This is a genomic window from Variovorax sp. ISS6, from assembly GCF_056523145.1.
The window spans coordinates 4,192,887-4,209,225 of the sequence record NZ_JAWRZC010000001.1 but is presented as its reverse complement, the minus strand read 5'-3'; the positions used below and the strand labels follow the sequence as shown (position 1 = coordinate 4,209,225).

Annotated in this window: 12 protein-coding genes; 2 read left to right on the top strand and 10 right to left on the bottom strand. The window is 68.9% G+C overall.

Features of this window, described 5'->3' with window-relative positions:
• Window positions 1–66 precede the first annotated feature (66 nt).
• On the top strand, window positions 67–462 hold the full coding sequence (locus AC1HIL_RS19645) for a COG4315 family predicted lipoprotein (RefSeq protein ID WP_057591710.1): 396 nt from the start codon (window positions 67–69) through the stop codon (window positions 460–462).
• Between the two features lie 114 nt (window positions 463–576).
• A complete protein-coding gene (locus AC1HIL_RS19640) occupies window positions 577–2,508 on the top strand; it encodes a hypothetical protein (RefSeq protein ID WP_479669809.1) in 1,932 nt (643 codons plus the stop codon).
• A 42-nt stretch (window positions 2,509–2,550) separates the two neighbouring features.
• Here AC1HIL_RS19640 and typA read toward each other — a convergent pair whose 3' ends face one another.
• The 10 genes from typA to AC1HIL_RS19590 form a co-directional block, all read right to left on the bottom strand.
• Window positions 2,551–4,383 carry a translational GTPase TypA gene (gene typA / locus AC1HIL_RS19635; protein ID WP_261205840.1) on the bottom strand — a complete coding sequence of 611 codons (1,833 nt, stop codon included), beginning with the start codon at window positions 4,381–4,383 and terminating at the stop codon, window positions 2,551–2,553.
• Window positions 4,380–5,336: a tRNA pseudouridine(55) synthase TruB gene (gene truB / locus AC1HIL_RS19630; RefSeq protein WP_057591713.1), complete on the bottom strand. Its 957-nt coding sequence runs from the start codon at window positions 5,334–5,336 to the stop codon at window positions 4,380–4,382. The genes typA and truB overlap by 4 nt, the downstream gene beginning before the upstream one ends.
• A gap of 2 nt (window positions 5,337–5,338) precedes the next feature.
• Window positions 5,339–5,710 carry a 30S ribosome-binding factor RbfA gene (rbfA, locus tag AC1HIL_RS19625; protein ID WP_057591714.1) on the bottom strand — a complete coding sequence of 124 codons (372 nt, stop codon included), beginning with the start codon at window positions 5,708–5,710 and terminating at the stop codon, window positions 5,339–5,341.
• A gap of 144 nt (window positions 5,711–5,854) precedes the next feature.
• Window positions 5,855–8,878 (bottom strand): translation initiation factor IF-2, encoded by a 3,024-nt coding sequence (gene infB, locus AC1HIL_RS19620; protein ID WP_479669808.1) that lies wholly within the window; start codon window positions 8,876–8,878, stop codon window positions 5,855–5,857.
• Between the two features lie 24 nt (window positions 8,879–8,902).
• Window positions 8,903–10,387 carry a transcription termination factor NusA gene (gene nusA, locus AC1HIL_RS19615; protein WP_057591716.1) on the bottom strand — a complete coding sequence of 495 codons (1,485 nt, stop codon included), beginning with the start codon at window positions 10,385–10,387 and terminating at the stop codon, window positions 8,903–8,905.
• A gap of 16 nt (window positions 10,388–10,403) precedes the next feature.
• Window positions 10,404–11,048 (bottom strand): ribosome maturation factor RimP, encoded by a 645-nt coding sequence (gene rimP, locus AC1HIL_RS19610; RefSeq protein ID WP_057591717.1) that lies wholly within the window; start codon window positions 11,046–11,048, stop codon window positions 10,404–10,406.
• A 271-nt stretch (window positions 11,049–11,319) separates the two neighbouring features.
• The gene (locus AC1HIL_RS19605) at window positions 11,320–12,540 is read right to left on the bottom strand and encodes a YbfB/YjiJ family MFS transporter (RefSeq protein WP_479669807.1); all 1,221 of its coding nucleotides are present in this window, start codon (window positions 12,538–12,540) and stop codon (window positions 11,320–11,322) included.
• A gap of 40 nt (window positions 12,541–12,580) precedes the next feature.
• Window positions 12,581–14,227, bottom strand: a complete 1,647-nt coding sequence (locus tag AC1HIL_RS19600; protein ID WP_057591719.1) for an ABC transporter ATP-binding protein — start codon at window positions 14,225–14,227, stop codon at window positions 12,581–12,583.
• Window positions 14,224–15,282 carry an ABC transporter permease gene (locus AC1HIL_RS19595; protein ID WP_479669806.1) on the bottom strand — a complete coding sequence of 353 codons (1,059 nt, stop codon included), beginning with the start codon at window positions 15,280–15,282 and terminating at the stop codon, window positions 14,224–14,226. The genes AC1HIL_RS19600 and AC1HIL_RS19595 overlap by 4 nt, the downstream gene beginning before the upstream one ends.
• Before the next feature lie 4 nt (window positions 15,283–15,286).
• Window positions 15,287–16,321 carry a microcin C ABC transporter permease YejB gene (locus AC1HIL_RS19590; RefSeq protein WP_057591721.1) on the bottom strand — a complete coding sequence of 345 codons (1,035 nt, stop codon included), beginning with the start codon at window positions 16,319–16,321 and terminating at the stop codon, window positions 15,287–15,289.
• Between the last annotated feature and the right edge of the window lie 18 nt (window positions 16,322–16,339).

Below are 16,339 nucleotides of genomic sequence, written 5' to 3'. Positions count from 1 at the left end.
TCGGCCGGTTCGCGCATGCATCCCCCCATTTCCATGTTCGCGATCACTCAACGAAGGAGAAACTGCATGAAATTGCTCAGCGCCTCGATCCTCGCGGCCGCCCTGCTCGCCGGCTGCGGCAGCATGTCCAACCAGAGCGCCAGCGCGCCCGACACCCCGACGCGCACCGCCGACGGCGTGCTCGTCGGCCCGAACGGCATGACGCTCTACACCTTCACCAAGGATGCCGCCGGTTCGGGCACCTCGGCCTGCAACGGCCAGTGCGCGACCAACTGGCCGCCGCTGGGCGTGGCCGAAACCGCCAAGCCGATGGGTGGCTACACCATCATCATCCGCGAGGACGGCAAGCGCCAATGGGCCTACAAGGGCTGGCCGCTGTACTACTGGGCCAAGGATGCCAAGCCGGGCGACAAGACCGGCGACGGCTTCGCCAACGGCGCCTGGAAGCTCGCGCGCCCCTGAGACAGCGCCCATCGCCCGGGGCTCGCGCCCGGGCGATCCACGCCAGGAAGGCGGCCCGCAGCGGCCGCCTTTTTCGTTTCCGGACCCGCCGCGCGCAGGCGGCAGAATGACCCGATGCCCCTGAACGCCAACCTCGACGCCTTCGCCGCCCTGCTGCCCCTGGGATTGATCACCGACGAGCAGCACGATGCCGTGCTGGCCCATCCCGGCTTCCCCACGCTGCCGGCGCTGCCGAGCCCGGCGCACGCGCTGGACTGGATGCAGCAGCAGGGGCTGATCGACCCCGTGGCCTCGCACGTGCTGCGCATCCAGCTCGACCGGCGCGTCGAGCGCAACGCCCTCGACCGCGGCACGCGCGACGAGGCCGTGGCAGTCGCCGAACAGGCCGAGGCGCTGCACCGGCTCGGCGAGCGCGGCATCGTGCGCGAGGCCGTGCTCGCGCTGCATGCCCACGGCCGCATCGACGCCGATGCGCGCGACGAGGCACTGGAGCGCGTGCCGGTCGGCGGCGCCGAGCCCGACCCCGAGGCCACGCATGCCTGGCTCGACCCCGAGCCCTTCGAGGCGCTGGTCCTCCAGGGCCTGGTCGACGCGCCCCGGCTCGCCACCGCGCGCGCCCATCCCGAATACGCGAGCCTGCCCAGGCCGCCGACGCCGGCCCATGCCTATGCCTGGATGCGACTGCGCGGGCTGCTGCCGGCCGAGAACGAGGACGAAGACGCGCTGGTCGAGCGCATCGTCGCGGCCCGCGGCGAATCGGCGGCCGAGGATGCGGAGGACACGCTCGACGAATCCGAGGAACTGCTCGAGGCCGGTGCGCTCGGCCTCTCGCATGCGGTGGTGCAGGCGCTGCGCGACGACGGCCTGCTCGACGCCGAGGACCTCGAGGAGGCGCTGCCGTGGGTGCCGCTGGTGTCCGACAAGCGCGCCGACCCGGCCACCGCCCTCGCCTGGCTGGTGACCGACGGCTGGCTCGAGGAAGAGCGCTTCGAGGCCATCGCCGCGCGCGTGGAGGCCGAGCCGGCCTTCGTCGGCGCCGACGAGCGGCGACAGATCATCGCGCAGGCGCGCGAGCGCATCGCGGCCGAGACCGCGAGTTCGAAGGCCGCGACGCGCAAGCGCTCGACGGGGCTGCGCCCCCCGCGCTGGCTCGGCGTGCTCGCGGTGATCGCGATGGTCGGCGCGGCGGGCGCCTACCTGTGGCAGCTGAACGGCCTGCCGGCCTGCAACAGCGACCTGGCGCGGCGCGAGCTCGACGGCCTCGTCTCGAGCACCAGCAACGACGAGCGGCTGCGTTCCGAGCCCGGCGTCGAGGCCCGCGTGAGCGCGCTGCGCGAGATCGGCTTTCTCAAGCCCGACAACGTGCGCGGCTGCCTGGCCACGCTGTCGCGCGACGGAAAGACCGAGGCCATCGGCTTCACCATCGGGTCCGACAGCGGCGGCTCGGGCGGCGGCACGGTGGTGCGCGGCGCCGAGGCGGCGATCGTCGAGGCGCGCTTCGGCGCGCTCGATGCCGAAGGCCGCCCGCAGCACAACGCCGAGCCGGTCGGCCGGCCGGCGCTCGCGGACGCGCTGCGCGAAGGCGTGGACAACCTGGAAGCGCGCATGCGGGCGCCCAAGACCCTGCAGGAACGCCTGCGCGCGCTGCGCGAAATGCCGCTCATGGCGATCGACCCGGACCCCAGGCTCGCGCTGACCGAGGTCGAACCCGCCGGCGCCTGCCAGGCCGGGGACGGGCAGCAGCAGGTCTGCCCGGTGGTGATGGTCTACGACGACCGCCGGCTCGGCGCCATCGGCGGCGTGCGCGCCAGCGGCGCCGCGTCGCTGCCGCTGCGCGCCGAGATCACGCTGGCGCCCGACGACATCGGCGTCTGGCGCGTGGATGGGGATTTCGATCGACGCTTCGCGATGGCGGTGGTCGAGGCACGGCTTCACAAACAGGGCGCGACCGATGCCGCCTTGGGACCGCTCGAGCTGCCCGAGCCGCCACCGCCCCCGCCGCAGATCGTGCTGCCGAAGCTGCCGCCACCGAAGGTGGCGCGCTGAGCGCCGCGCCCGGCCTGGCCGGCCGGGGCGCGGCGACCGTCCTCAGACGGCCGATTCGCGGCTCGCGCGCTTGCGCTCGTGTTCCTTCAGGAAGCGCTTGCGCAGGCGCACGCTCTTGGGCGTGATCTCGACCAGCTCGTCGTCCTCGATGAACTCGACGCCGTACTCGAGCGTGAGGTCGATCGGCGGCGTGATCTTGATCGCGTCTTCCTTGCCCGAGACGCGGAAGTTCGTGAGCTGCTTGGTGCGGGTGGCGTTCACCACCAGGTCGTTGTCGCGGCTGTGGATGCCGACGATCATGCCTTCGTAGACCGGATCGTTCGCCTTCACGAACATGCGGCCGCGGTCGTCGAGCTTGCCGAGGGCGTAGGTGAAGATTTCACCGTCGTCCATCGAGATCAGCACGCCGTTCTTGCGGCTGCCGATCTCGCCCTTGTGCGGCTCGTAGCTGTCGAAGATGTTGCTGATCAGGCCCGAACCGCGCGTCAGGTTCAGGAATTCGTTGGTGAAGCCGATCAGGCCACGCGCCGGGATGCGGTACTCGAGGCGCACGCGGCCACGGCCGTCCGGTTCCATGTTGACCAGCTCGCCCTTGCGCTCGCCCAGGGCCTGCATCACGCCGCCCTGGTGCTGCTCCTCGATGTCGGCCGTCACCAGCTCGATCGGCTCGTGCTTCTCGCCGTTGACGTTGCGGAACACCACGCGCGGCTTCGAGACGGCCATCTCGTAGCCTTCGCGGCGCATGTTCTCCAGCAGGATGGTCAGGTGCAGTTCGCCGCGGCCCATGACCTCGAACACGCCTTCCTCGTCGGTCTCGTTCACGCGCAGCGCCACGTTGTGCTGCAGTTCCTTCTGCAGGCGGTCCCAGATCTGGCGGCTGGTGACGTACTTGCCTTCGCGGCCGGCCAGCGGGCTGGTGTTGACGCAGAAGTTCATGGTCAGCGTGGGCTCGTCGACCTTGAGCATCGGCAGCGGCGCCGGGTTCGCGGGGTCGGTCACCGTGACGCCGATGCCGATGTCGGCGATGCCGTTGATCAGCACGATCTCGCCCGGGCCGGCTTCGGTGGCCTGCACGCGGTCCAGGCCCTGGAAGGTCAGCACCTGGTTGATGCGGCCCTTGATGGACTGGCCGTCCGGGCCTTCCATCACCAGCACGTCCATCATCGGCTTCAGGGTGCCCTGGCTGATGCGGCCCACGCCGATGCGGCCGACGAAGGTCGAGAAGTCGAGGGCCGAGATCTGCAGCTGCAGCGGCGCGGCCGGGTCGCCCTTCTGCGAGGGCACGTGCTTCAGGATGGTGTCGAACAGGGCCGACATGTCCGGGCCCCACTGCTCGCCGGGCGCACCTTCCTCGAGCGAGGACCAGCCGTTGATGCCCGAGGCGTAGACCACGGGGAAGTCGAGCTGCTCGTCGGTCGCGCCGAGCTTGTCGAACAGGTCGAAGGCGGCGTTGACCACCTTGTCGGGGTTGGCACCGGGCTTGTCGACCTTGTTCACCACCAGGATGGGCTTGAGGCCCAGGGCCAGCGCCTTCTTGGTCACGAAGCGCGTCTGCGGCATCGGGCCTTCCTGCGCGTCGATCAGCAGCACCACGCCGTCGACCATCGACAGCGCGCGTTCCACTTCACCGCCGAAGTCCGCGTGGCCGGGGGTGTCAACGATGTTGATGTGCGTGCCCTGCCAGGTCACGGCGCAGTTCTTCGCCAGGATCGTGATGCCACGTTCCTTTTCGATCGCGTTGTTGTCCATCACCGTGTCGACGACCTTCTCGTGCTCGGCGAAGGTGCCCGATTGGCGCAGCAGCTGGTCGACCATCGTGGTCTTGCCATGGTCCACGTGGGCAATGATGGCGATATTGCGGATTTGCTTGGTCATGGTGTCGCTTCGGTCTGTGGTGCGTTCAAAAGAATTTGCTGGATTTCGATGGGGTTCAGCAAGCGCCCCGGGATCAGTTCATGGGCGGCCACGTGGGCCGTGCCGAGGAAGGCCGGGGGCGATTCGCCGAACACCGCGACCCGGGCCGCATCGGCCCACGGCCCGCGCCGACGCAGGCCGGACAGAAAGCGCCCTGCATCCTCGCTGCCCAGCGTGACGATCGTGTGGCCCTCGACCAGGCATTCGGCAGGCAACAACCGGGCCAGCCGCTCGTCCTCGTCCATGGCTTCCAGGGCCTCGAGCGTGATGCACTGGGCCTGCGTGAAGCCGCCGGTGGCGGTGCGGCGCAGCGAGCTCAGGTGGGCGCCGCAGCCCAGCGCCTCGCCGATGTCCTCGCCCAGGGTGCGGATGTAGGTGCCCTTGCTGACCGAGGCCTCGATGCGGATGGCATCGGCCGCGGTCTGCGCGATCTTCAGCGCGTGGATGACGACGTCGCGCGGCGCGCGCTCGACCTCGATGCCCTCGCGCGCGTATTCATAGAGTGCCTTGCCGTCCTTCTTGAGCGCGCTGTGCATCGGCGGCACCTGGCGGATCGGGCCGGTGAACAGGGCCTCGGCGCGCGCCAGGTCCTCGGCCGCGACCTGGACCGGGCGTTCGGCGATCACCTCGCCCTCGGCATCGCCGGTGGCGGTACGGATGCCCAGCCGCGCGGTGGCGACGTAGGTCTTGTCGGCGTCGAGGTGCAGCTGGCTGAACTTGGTGGCGGCGCCGAAGCACAGCGGCAGCACGCCGGTGGCCAGCGGATCGAGCGTGCCGGTGTGGCCCGCCTTCTCGGCGCGCAGCAGCCACTTGGCCTTCTGCAAGGCCTGGTTGCTGGACAGTCCCAGCGGTTTGTCGAGCAGCAACACCCCATGCACAGGGCGCCGCTGCACCCTTGTGCGTGGCGCATTCATGGCTAGTCGTCTTTCGAACGCGAAGCGACGGCCTGCGCGATCAGCGCGTTCATGTCGGCGGCACGCTCGGTGGTGCGGTCGAACACGAAGTGCAGCGTGGGCACGGTGTGGATGTGCAGGCGCTTGAACAGGCCGTTGCGCAGGAAGCCCGCGGCCTGGTTGAGCGCTTCGGTGGTCTCGGCCACGTCGCCGGTGAGCAGGCTGAAGAAGACCTTCGCATGCGCATAGTCGGGCGTGACCTCGACCGCCTGCAACGTGACCATGCCCACGCGCGGGTCCTTCAACTCGCGCGCGATCAGCTCCGTCAGATCGCGCTGGATCTGATCGGCGACCTTGAAGGCGCGGTTGGGAGTAGCGGCTTTTCTTTTGGGCATGTCAGGAATGCGGGAGCGACATCGGATTCAGAACGCAGAAGCCGCGAAGACTACGCAGAGGTCGCAGAAGGAGCAGAAGAAATCTCTTTCTTGCTTCTGCGACTTCTGCGAGACCTTCGCGACTTCTGCGTTCGGTTGTCCGTATTACAGGGTCCGCGCGATCTCCTTGATTTCGAAGAACTCGAGCTGATCGCCCTCTTTGATGTCGTTGTAGTTCTTGAGCTTGATACCGCACTCGAAGCCTTCGCGCACTTCGCGGACATCGTCCTTCATGCGCTTGAGCGAGTCGACTTCGCCGGTGTAGACCACCACGTTGTCGCGCAGCAGGCGGAAGTGCGAGCTGCGGGTGACATAGCCCGAGGTGACGTACGAGCCGGCCACGGTACCGATCTTCGAGGCCACGAACACCGTGCGGATCTCGGCCGAGCCGATGACTTCCTCGCGGCGCTCCGGCGCCAGCATGCCCGACATGGCGACCTTGATCTCGTCCACCGCGTCGTAAATGATGCTGTAGTAGTTCAGCTGGACACCATTGCCTTCGGCCAGCTTGCGCGCGCCGGCATCGGCACGCACGTTGAAGCCGATCACCACCGCCTTCGAGGCGATCGCGAGGTTGATGTCGCTTTCGCTGATACCGCCCACGCCCGCATACACCACCTGCACCTTGACCTCGTCGGTCGCGAGCTTGAGCAGCGATTGCGCGAGCGCTTCCTGCGAGCCCTGCACGTCGGCCTTGATGATGATGCGCAGCGTCTGCACCTCGCCCGCCGACAGGTCGGAGAACATGTTCTGCAGGTTCGCGGCCTGGGCCTTCGCCAGCTTGGTGTTGCGGAACTTGCCGGCACGGTAGGTCGCGATTTCGCGCGCACGGCGCTCGTCGCCCATCACCATGAACTCGTCGCCGGCCTGCGGCACTTCGGTCAGGCCCTGGATCTCGACCGGGATCGACGGACCGGCCGTCTTGGTCGGCTTGCCGTCCTCGTCGAGCATGGCGCGCACGCGGCCATAGGTCGAGCCGGCCAGCACCACGTCGCCGGTCTTGAGCGTGCCGGACTGGACCAGCACGGTCGCGACCGGGCCGCGGCCCTTGTCGAGCTGGGCTTCGATGACCAGGCCCTTGGCGGCGGCATCCACCGGCGCCTTGAGTTCCAGCACTTCGGCCTGCAGCAGCACCTGCTCGAGCAGGTCGTCGATGCCCTGGCCGGTCTTGGCCGAGACGCCGACGAACGGAACGTCGCCGCCGTACTCTTCGGGCACCACCTCCTCGGCCACCAGTTCCTGCTTCACGCGGTCCAGGTTGGCATCGGGCTTGTCGATCTTGTTGATCGCGACCACGATCGGCACACCCGCCGCCTTCGCGTGCTTGATGGCTTCCTTGGTCTGGGGCATGACGCCGTCGTCGGCCGCCACCACCAGGATCACGATGTCGGTGGCCTGCGCGCCGCGGGCACGCATGGCGGTGAACGCCTCGTGACCCGGGGTGTCGAGGAAGGACACCATGCCGCGTTCGGTTTCCACATGGTAGGCACCGATGTGCTGCGTGATGCCGCCGGCTTCGCCCGCGGCCACCTTGGCGCGGCGGATGTAGTCCAGCAGCGAGGTCTTGCCGTGGTCGACGTGGCCCATGACGGTCACGACCGGTGCGCGCGGCAGGGCTTCCGCCGTTTGCGCCGACACGTCCTCGTCGGTGAAGGCTTCGGGATCGTCGAGCGCGGCAACCACCGCGTTGTGACCCATTTCCTCCACCACGATCATCGCGGTGTCCTGGTCGAGCGCCTGGTTGATCGTGGCCATCTGGCCCAGCTTCATGAGCTGCTTGATCACCTCGGAGGCCTTGACCGACATCTTGTGCGCGAGCTCGGACACCGTGATGGTTTCCGGCACGTGCACCTCGATGATGCGGGCCTCGACCGGCGCCGCCGGTGCGTGCTGCTGGTCGTCGTGGCCACGGTCGTTGCCACGGCGCCCGCGCGGACCGCCGCGCCAGTTGCCACGGCCCACGCCGCCGCTCGCGTCGCCGCGGGTCTTGATTTCCTTCTTCTTGGCGGTGTCGCCGGCCCAGCTCGACGAGAGCTTGGCCGACTTCACTTCCTTGCCGGCGGCACCGCCGGCGGGCGCCGCCGTGGCGGCACCCGGTGCGGCCGGAGCCCCGGCGCGGGCCGCGGGCGCGGTCGGCTTGTGCAGCGTGCCCTTGACGCCACCGGCGGGCTTGACCTCGGCGGGCTTCTCGACCTTGTGCGGCACCAGCACGCGGGCCGGCGCATTCATCATGGCGCGGATGGCTTCGGCCTCGGCCAGGGCCTTGCGGCGGCGCTCGTCGAGGTCGCGCGCACGCGCGGCTTCCTCGTCGGCACGGGCCTTCGATTCGGCGGCGGCCTTGGCCTTCGCGTCTTCCTTGGCCTGCGTGGCGGCGGCCTGGGCCGTGGCCTTGGCCTCGGCGGCCTGCTTGGCGGCGGCGACCTGCGCCTCCGCGGCTTCCTTCAGCGCGGCGACTTCGGCCTCGGCCTTGGCGGCGCTGTTGGCGGAGCTGCGAACGACCGGCTTGGCCGCTTCGGCCTCGGTCTCGGCCTTCTTCTGGGCTTCCTGGCGAGCCGCCTGCGCGGCTTCCTGGCGTGCCTGCTCGGCCTGTTCGGCCTGTTCGGCGCGCTCCACCTTCTCGCGTTCGCGGGCTTCGGCTTCCTCGCGCTGGCGGCGCTTCTCGGCCAGCTCTTCTTCCTGGCGACGGATCAGCTCGGCCTGGCGGCGGGCTTCCTCCTCGCGACGGGCGAGTTCGGCTTCATCGATGCGCGGCGCGGCCGGCTCGGCCGGAGCGGCGACGGGCGCGGCAGCCACCGGCGCCGGAGCCTCGACGGCACCCGCGGGGCCTTCGTCGCGCTGGATGAAGGTGCGCTTCTTGCGCACCTCGACCTGGATCGTGCGGGCGCGGCCGGTGGCGTCCGCCTGCTTGATCTCGCTGGTCGACTTCTTGGTCAACGTGATCTTCTTGCGCTCGGGCTCGACGGTGCCGTGGCTGGCCTTCAGGAAACCGAGCAGGCGCTGCTTGTCCGACTCGGTCAGTGCGTCGCTGGCGGCCGCTTTGGGCACACCGGCGCTGCGAAGCTGGTCGAGCAAGGTTTCGGGAGTCTTCTTGAGTTCATTCGCGAACTCGGCGACAGTGGTACTGGACATATTCGTTTCGTGCCTCCATGACCATCACTCTTGGCCGGCGAACCAGTGTTCGCGGGCCTTCAAGATGAGGGTTTTGGCGTCATCGGCGCTCAGGCCGGTGATCTCGGTGAGTTCATCGACCGCGAGGTCGGCCAGGTCGTCGCGGGTGTTCACCCCCGCCTCGGCCAGCTTCGGAATCAGGTCGGGGTTCAGGCCTTCGAGGTCGCGCAGGTTCTGCGAGACGGTTTCGACGCCCTCCTCCTTGGCGATTTCCATGGTCAGCAGCGCATCCTTGGCACGCGAGCGCAGTTCGTTGACCGTGTCTTCGTCGAAGGCTTCGATCTCGAGCATCTCGGAGATCGGCACGTAGGCCACTTCCTCGAGGCTGGTGAAGCCCTCGGAGATCAGGATGTCCGCGATTTCCTCGTCGACGTCGAGCTTCTCCATGAACAGGCGGCGCGCGGCGTCGGTCTCGTTCGCCTGCTTCTGGGCCGACTCGTTGGCGTCCATGATGTTGATCTTCCAGCCGGTGAGCTCGGAAGCCAGACGCACGTTCTGGCCGCCACGGCCGATCGCGATCGCGAGGTTTTCCTCGTCGACCACCACGTCCATGGCGTGCTTCTCCTCGTCCACCACGATGGAGGACACGTTGGCCGGCGCCAGGGCGCCGATCACGAATTGGGCCGGATCCTCGCTCCACAGCACGATGTCCACGCGTTCGCCGGCGAGCTCGTTGGTCACTGCGTTGACGCGCGTGCCGCGCACGCCGACGCAGGTGCCGATCGGGTCGACGCGCTTGTCGTGCGAGAGCACGGCGATCTTGGCGCGCGAACCGGGGTCGCGGGCGCAGCTCTTGATCTCGAGCAGGCCCTGTTCGATCTCGGGCACTTCCTGGCGGAACAGCTCGATCATGAACTCGGGGGCCGAGCGCGACAGGATGATCGGCGCGCCGCGCAGCGTCAGGTCGACCTCCATGATCATGGCGCGCACGCGGTCGCCGTTGCGCAGGTTTTCCTTGGCGATCATCTCGCTGCGGCGCAGGCGGCCTTCGACGCGGCCGGCCTCGACGATGATGTCGCCCTTGTCCAGGCGCTTGACGGTGCCCACGAAGATCTTGTCGCCGCGCGACATGAAGTCGTTGAGCAGCATCTCGCGCTCGGCGTCGCGGATCTTCTGCAGGATCACCTGCTTGGCGGCCATGGCGCCGATGCGGCCGATCGGCACCGAGTCCACCGCTTCCTCGATGTACTCGTCGACCTCGATGTCGGGCATCTCTTCCTTGGCTTCGAACAGCAGGATTTCCTGGTCGGGCTGCTGCAGGCCGGCTTCGTCGGGCACCACGTGCCAGCGGCGGAAGGTCTCGTAGTCGCCGCTGTCGCGGTCGACGGCGACGCGGATGTCCACCTCGCCCTGGTACAGCTTCTTGGTGGCCTGCGCCAGCGCGGACTCGACCGCGCCGAAGACGACGTCACGCTCGACGTTCTTCTCGCGCGAGATCGCATCCACCAACATCAACATTTCGCGATTCATGCCACCACTCCTCTAGTCAGTCCGGAACCTTTGTTCCGCCAATGTCCTGCGAGCCCTGACGGGCCCTGGGCTTGCGCCCCTTGAAATCCACGATGGGTGCCAGCCGCGCCTCGCGCAGCTCGTCCAGCACGAAGCCCAGCGCCTGCAACGGTGCCGGCGCGCGCTTCTTGCTGACCTTCTGACCCGGCTTGGGCTCCGGCTCGTCGCTCCAGACGATCTGCCAGCCCCGGGGGCCGTCGGACCCCTCAGCCTGTGCGGCCCGCTCGAGCGTGCCGCGAAACTTCTTGCGATTGGCCGACACCTGGCCGGCCGCCGCCTCGCCGATCGGCGCCTTCAGCGTGATGTCGATCACCTCGCCCTCGAAGCGCTCGAAATCCTTCTCGTGGCGCAGCGGACGGTCGATGCCCGGCGAGGACACCTCGAGCCGCTTGTAGTCGGCGCCATCGACCTCGAGCGCGAACTGGAGCTGTCGCGTGACCTTCTCGCAGTCCTCGACCGTGACGAAGGGCTCGGGCGTACCGGCGGCGAGAGCCTCCGATGTGGGGGCCGTCCACGGCAAATCAATCGTCACGCGCAGCAATCCTCCCGCCGAGCGTTCGATCTCGACCAGGTCGTAGCCGAGGCCGGCCACGGTTTGTTCCACTGTCTGCTGCAATGCCACGTGTTCGAAGGTGCCTTTTTTATTCAATCGACGATGTGCAATAACCCGCCCGCCAGGTACCGCGCCATCGATAAAAATCGCTTCGGCGAGAAATCGCGAGGAAACCGGAAATTGCTGCCGCCCGGAATTCCACTCGATAACTCAATACCGGATGGACCATAAAAAAACGGGCGGTTGGTACCCGCCCGTTTGGTCGTGAGCCTCCAATTATATGCCACTTCTGTGATAAATGAAGGGGCACTTCTGCACGCGGACCACGCCCGTTCGCGGCTCAGGGCGTGGCGGCCCCTTCCCGAGCGGCGGCGACGCGCCTGGAGCGCGCCCAGACGGCCGCGAACAGCACCGATCCCAGCGCCAGCGCGGCCGCCGCGACCAGCAGCGGAATCTGGAACGAGCCGGTGCGCTGCGCCAGTGGCGCCGCGAACAGCGGGCCGATGATCTGACCCACGCCGTACGACGCGGTGGCATAGCCGATCAGCCCGGCCGCCGCATTGCCACGCAACCGGCGCGCGTCGCGCACGGCGAACAGCGTGATGGCGGTGAACGGCATGCCCAGCAGCAGGCTGCCGAGGGCGAAACCGACCACGCTCGGCCAGGCCACGGACAGCACCACGCCGACCGCCTGCAGCGCATAGGCGATCGCCAGCAGCAGGCGGTTGTCCCAGTGCATGGGCGCGCGCGAGCCGATCAATGCGCCCGGAATGATCGCGGCGCCGAACAGCGGCCAGAAATAGTCGGGCCAGAACGAGCCCGGCAACGCCTGGCGCGCGATCACCGGCAGGAAGGTGGCGGTGATGATGTAGCCGAAGCCCGCCAGCCCGTAGAGCGCGACCAGCCAGATCGCGTCGGAACGCGCCGCGGCCGACTCCTGGGCGCTCGGCGCCGCGACGGGCGCGGGCGCCGCGCCGCCGGCCACGGCCTGCTCGCCGTCGTTGAACACGCGCCAGATCGCCGCAATCAGCGCCAAGGCGAGCACGCCGAGGCCGATCCAGCCGGCTTCGGAGCCCCAGCGGCCGAGCGCCCCGCCCAGCAGCCCGGTCATCGCGATACCGACGCCCGGGCCGGTGTAGATCACGCCGCCGAGCGCCGGCGAACGCGTTTCGGCCAGCCGGCGCAGGCCCCAGCTCGAGGCGAACACGAACACCCAGGCGCTCATCACGCCGGCCGCCGCGCGCAGCACGCCCCAGGCGGTGAAGCTGTGCAGCAAGCCCATGCCGACCAGCAGCGCCGCGGTGGCCAGCAGGCCGCCGCGCACCATGGTCTTGGCGCGCACGCCGATGGCCGCGCAGCTCACCGCGCCGACGAAATAGCCGAGGTAGTTGAGCGAGGCCAGCAGCCCGCCAGCCTCGAGCTCGAGCTTGCCCTCGTGCAACATGATCGGCAGCATCGGCGTGAAGGCGAAGCGCCCCAGCCCCATGGCCACCGCCAGCGTCACCATGCAGGCGAGCGCCGCCCGCCAGGCGCCGCGCCTGTCTTGTCCGATTTCCGACATCTTTTCGCGCAATGCTCGTTGTTGTAGGTCGCGTTCGCCGTCAGGCCAGCTGCGCGGCGGCCACCAGTTTCTGCGTGTAGGGGTGTTCGGGAGCGTCGAGCACCCGGTCGACCGGGCCCGACTCGAGGATCGCCCCGTCCTTCATGACGATGACCTGGTGCGCCATGGCGCGGATCACCTCCACGTCGTGCGTGATCAGCAGATAGCTCAATCCGCGCTCGCGCTGCAGCCGCTGCAGCAGCCCCAGCACCTGCTTCTGGATCGTGACGTCGAGCGCGCTGGTGGGCTCGTCGAGCACCAGCAGGCGCGGATCGACGATCAGCGCGCGCGCGATCGCCAGCCGCTGCCGCTGCCCGCCCGAGAACTCGTGCGGATAGCGGTCGAGCAGCGCCGGGAACTGCGCCTCGGTCAGCCCGACGTCGGCCAGCGCCTGCAGCGCCCGCGCGCGCCGGTCGGACGCCTTGAGTTCGGGCGCGTGTACCAGCAGGCCCTCGCCGACGATCTGCTCGACGGTCATGCGCGGCGACAGCGAGGAGAACGGGTCCTGGAACACCACCTGCATCGCGCGCCGCAGCGCGAGATCGGACGCCTGGCCCTGCCCCCAGCCCTGCCCCTCGACCTTCAGCGCGCCCTGGAAGCGCAGCAGCCCCAGCGCGGCCAGCGCCAGGGTCGACTTGCCCGAGCCCGACTCGCCGACCACGCCCAGGGTTTCGCCGGGCGCGATGCGGAACTCGGCACCCTGCACCGCCACGAACTCGCCCTTGCCGAACCAGCCGGCGAAGCCGGGCCTGGGCACCGGGTAGCTCACGCGCAGTCCCGTGGCAGAGAGGATCGGCGCCGCGTCGGGCCGCGCCGGCGCGGGGGTCACGTCGCGCGTGGGATGGCTGTCGATCAGCTTGCGCGTGTAGGGGTGTTGCGGCGCCTCGAACACGTCCGCCACCGGGCCGTGCTCGACGATGCGGCCCTGCTCCATCACCGCGACGCGGTCGGCGAAATGGCGCACCAGGTTCAGGTCGTGGGTGATCAGCAGCACCGCCATGCCGTACTTGCGCTGTAAATCGGCCAGCAGCTCGAGGATCTGGGCCCGCACCGTCACGTCGAGCGCGGTGGTCGGCTCGTCGGCCAGCAGCAGGCGCGGCCGGCAGGCCAGTGCCATGGCGATCATGGCGCGCTGGCGCTGGCCGCCCGAGAGCTGGTGCGGCAGCGCCCGCGCGCGCCGCGCGGGCTCGGGAATGCCGGTGTCGGCCAGCAGTTGCACCGCGGCCTCCTGCGCGGCGCGTGCCGGCAGGCCCTCGTGCAGCTGCAGCACCTCGGCGATCTGGTCGCCCACGCTGTAGAGCGCGTTGAGCGCGGTCATCGGCTCCTGGAAGATCATCGCGATCTCCTTGCCGCGGATGCCGCGCAGCTCGCGCTCGGGGATCGACAGCAGGTCGCGCCCGTCCTGCGCGCGCTCGGCATCGAACAGCCGCGCCGAACCCGAGAGCTCGGCGTTCTGCACCAGCCGCAGCAGCGACAGCGCGGTGACGGTCTTGCCCGAGCCCGATTCGCCCACCAGCGCGAACTTCTCGCCGGCCGCGATCCGGAAGTCGACGCCATGCACCACCGGCTTGCCGCCGAAGGCCACGCGCAGGCCGCGCACGTCGAGCAGCGGCGCGCCGGCCGCGAGGGAGGATTGGCCCGGCTTCACTTGTCGGCCTTCCGTGGATCGAGGGCGTCGCGCAGCGCGTCGCCCATGAAGGTCAGCAGCATCAGGGTGAAGACCAGCACGCCGAAGGTGGACATCGAGATCCACCAGGCGTCGATGTTCGCCTTGCCCTGGTTGAGCAGTTCGCCCAGCGAGGGCGTGCCCGGCGGCACGCCGAGCCCGAGGAAGTCGAGCGAGGTCAGCGCAAGGATGGCCGCGCTCATGCGGAACGGCAGGAAGGTGACGACCGGCACCATGCTGTTGGGCAGGATGTGGCGCCGCATGATCTGCAGGTTGCTCACGCCGAGCGCGCGCGCGGCGCGCACGTAGTCCATCTGGCGGTTGCGCAGGAACTCGGCGCGCACGTAGTCGGCGAGCGACATCCAGCCGAACAGGCTCAGCAGCACGAGCAGCAGCAGCACGCTGGGCGTGAAGATGGCGCTGAAGATGATCAGCAGGTAGAGCTCGGGCATCGAACCCCAGATCTCGAGCAGCCGCTGCAGGAACAGGTCGGTCTTGCCCGCGAAGAAGCCCTGGATCGCGCCGATGGCGATGCCCAGCACCACGCCCACGGCCGTGAGCGCCAGCGCGAACAGCACGCTGACGCGGAAGCCGTAGATCAGCTGCGCCAGCAGGTCGCGCCCGCGGTCGTCGGTGCCCAGCAGGTTCTCGCCCGAGGGCGCGGCCGGGTTGGGCTGCTTGGCGAAGTAGTTGAGCGTGCGCGGGCCGTAGGGATTGGGCGCGTAGAGCGCCCAGTTGGCGCCGGCCGTGATGCGGTCGCGGATGAAGGGATCGAGGTAGTCGGCCGGAGTCTCGAAGTCGCCGCCGAAGGTCTTCTCGGAGTAGTCGCGCAGCACCGGGAAGTAGGTCTGGCCCTCGTAGCGCACCACCAGCGGCTTGTCGGTGGACAGCAGCTCCGCGAACAGGCTCAGCACCACGAGCACGGAGAACAGGACCAGGCTCCAGAAGCCCAGCGGATTGCGGCGGAAGCGGCGCCAGGCGCGCCGGCCCGGGCTGTCCGACTTGGCCGGCGGATGCGGCGCGACGGGGGTGGGCATCGATTCAGTCAAACTTCACCCTCGGATCGACCCAGACGTAGCAGAGATCGGAAATCAGCTTGGTCACCAGCCCGATCAGCGTGAACAGGTAGAGCGTGCCCAGCACCACCGGGTAGTCGCGCCGGATCACGCTCTCGTAGCTCAAGAGGCCCAGGCCGTCGAGCGTGAACAGGGTCTCGATCAGCAGCGAGCCGGTGAAGAAGGCGCCGATGAAGGCGGCCGGAAAGCCCGTGATGATCGGGATCAGCGCATTGCGGAACACGTGCTTCCAGAGCACCTGCCGCTCGGCGAGGCCCTTGGCGCGCGCGGTCAGCACGTACTGCTTGCGGATCTCCTCGAGGAAGGAGTTCTTGGTCAGCATCGCCGTCACGGCGAAGCTGCCGATCACCATCGCCGTGACCGGCAGCGCGATGTGCCAGAGGTAGTCGACGATGCGCGCGCCCCAGCTCAGGCTCTCCCAGTTCGGCGAGGTCAGGCCGCGCAGCGGGAACCACTGCAGTTGGCCGCCGAAGATCACCAGCAGCGCCACGCCGAGCACGAAGCCCGGGATGGCATAGCCGATCAGCACGATCAGCGTGGTGAGGAAGTCGAAGCGCGAGCCCGCGCGCACTGCCTTGGCCACGCCCAGCGGCACCGCGATCAGGTAGCTGATGAAGAAGGTCCACAGGCCCAGGCTGATCGAGACCGGCATCTTCTCCTTGACCAGTTCCCACACGTCCTTGCGCTGGTAGAAGCTGGTGCCGAGGTCGAAGCGCGCGAAGGACTTGAGCATGGTCCACAGGCGCTCGTGGGCCGGCTTGTCGAAGCCGTAGAGCTTCTTGATCTCCTCGATGCGCTGCGGATCGAGGCCCTGGCGGCCGCGGTAGCCGGCGCCGCTGCTCGCGGCCCGCTCGCCGCCCGAATCGCGCCCCTGCAACTGCGCCACCATCTGCTCGACCGGACCGCCCGGCACGAACTGGATCACGCCGAAGGTGATGATCAGCACGCCCAGGAGCGTGGGGATCATCAGCAGCAGTCGCTTGAGGATGTAGCTGGCCATGCGGTTTGTCGTGCTCCG

What these genes read in the sequence shown, in the direction of transcription:
- AC1HIL_RS19645 (WP_057591710.1), top strand. Translation starts at nt 67, where the DNA reads ATGAAATTGCTCAGCGCCTCGATCCTCGCGGCCGCCCTGCTCGCCGGC.
- AC1HIL_RS19640 (WP_479669809.1), top strand. Translation starts at nt 577, where the DNA reads ATGCCCCTGAACGCCAACCTCGACGCCTTCGCCGCCCTGCTGCCCCTG.
- typA (WP_261205840.1), bottom strand. Translation starts at nt 4,383, where the DNA reads ATGACCAAGCAAATCCGCAATATCGCCATCATTGCCCACGTGGACCAT.
- truB (WP_057591713.1), bottom strand. Translation starts at nt 5,336, where the DNA reads ATGAATGCGCCACGCACAAGGGTGCAGCGGCGCCCTGTGCATGGGGTG.
- rbfA (WP_057591714.1), bottom strand. Translation starts at nt 5,710, where the DNA reads ATGCCCAAAAGAAAAGCCGCTACTCCCAACCGCGCCTTCAAGGTCGCC.
- infB (WP_479669808.1), bottom strand. Translation starts at nt 8,878, where the DNA reads ATGTCCAGTACCACTGTCGCCGAGTTCGCGAATGAACTCAAGAAGACT.
- nusA (WP_057591716.1), bottom strand. Translation starts at nt 10,387, where the DNA reads ATGAATCGCGAAATGTTGATGTTGGTGGATGCGATCTCGCGCGAGAAG.
- AC1HIL_RS19605 (WP_479669807.1), bottom strand. Translation starts at nt 12,540, where the DNA reads ATGTCGGAAATCGGACAAGACAGGCGCGGCGCCTGGCGGGCGGCGCTC.
- AC1HIL_RS19595 (WP_479669806.1), bottom strand. Translation starts at nt 15,282, where the DNA reads ATGCCCACCCCCGTCGCGCCGCATCCGCCGGCCAAGTCGGACAGCCCG.
- AC1HIL_RS19590 (WP_057591721.1), bottom strand. Translation starts at nt 16,321, where the DNA reads ATGGCCAGCTACATCCTCAAGCGACTGCTGCTGATGATCCCCACGCTC.